The organism is Vibrio sp. Vb0598 (genome assembly GCF_033338935.1).
Lineage (GTDB): Bacteria > Pseudomonadota > Gammaproteobacteria > Enterobacterales > Vibrionaceae > Vibrio > Vibrio alginolyticus.
This window is the reverse complement of sequence record NZ_JAWOTP010000281.1, coordinates 1-1,060: the sequence shown is the minus strand read 5'-3', so window position 1 is coordinate 1,060 and position 1,060 is coordinate 1. Positions and strand designations below refer to the sequence as shown.

2 protein-coding genes are annotated in these 1,060 nt (G+C 45.6%); both read right to left on the bottom strand.

The genetic code is table 11. The annotated features are described in order from the left end of the window. The coding region (locus R7Q38_RS24700; RefSeq protein ID WP_318114707.1) for an MFS transporter at positions 1-512 on the bottom strand (512 nt) is incomplete at its 3' end. Between the two features lie 154 nt (positions 513-666). Further along, a partial coding sequence (locus R7Q38_RS24695) for a 3-deoxy-7-phosphoheptulonate synthase (protein ID WP_318114706.1) occupies positions 667-1,060 on the bottom strand: 394 nt, incomplete at its 5' end.

Genomic DNA, 1,060 nt, shown 5'->3' with positions numbered 1-1,060 from the left:
AGAACAATCAGGACAGAAAAAGCACTCGTATATAAACCATCGTCTGACCATTGTTGCGAATACACCGCTAAATTCGGACCGAGAATAGCCGCTAATACCCCTCCCGCCATAGATATTGAAATTGCTCTGTGTCTTGCCGATTCTTCACACACTTCTATTGCAGCAAAACGATAGAGCGTGCCAAAGCCGATTCCGACACCGAGCAAAAACGTAGAAAAACAGAATAGATAAAAGGTTTGTTGGCTTAACGCGTACGTCGCCAAACTTGCGCCCACGATGCCGATGAGGTTACCTAGACTAAAGCCCAAACGACGACCGAGTTTCCCCATAATCAATGATGCAGGTATCGTTGCCGCCATTAAACCGAGAAACTGCAGTGCGACAGGCAAAGTAATAAAGCTCGGTGACGGGGCAAGTGTTTTGCCAATGAGCGCGATCACCGAGATCAAGAGGATGTTTCCTGTCATCAAGAGTGCTTGGCACAGCGATAACAACCATACGTTACGATTCAAATCCATTTCCTTTGGTTAAAATTCCTTCAAACAACATATAGGAAAGACCGCGTAATAGGAAGAGATGCGATTAATTCTCAATAAAAAGAGCCAGAGACATAGTGCCTCTGGCTCTTTAAGTACTCGCTTGTTAAAAATGTTCTTGCTGCTGAGCTTATTTGCTACGGCGCGCTTTTACTGCTTCAGAAAGCTGACGAAGTACCGTTTCTGTATCGTCCCAACCGATACATGCATCAGTAATCGACTGACCGTAAGTTGCCACTTTACCATCCACTAAATCTTGGCGGCCTTCAACCAAATGAGACTCGATCATCACGCCAAAGATTGCATCTTCACCACCAGCGATTTGCTCTGATACATCATCAGACACTAGCATTTGACGTTTGAACTGCTTAGAGCTGTTCGCGTGGCTAAAATCGATCATCACTTTCTTCGGTAGACCAGCCGCGTCCAACTCGTCTTTGATTTGAGCAACGTGTGCTGCACTGTAGTTTGGTTCTTTACCACCACGTAAAATGATGTGGCAGTCTGGGTTACCTGCGGTTTCA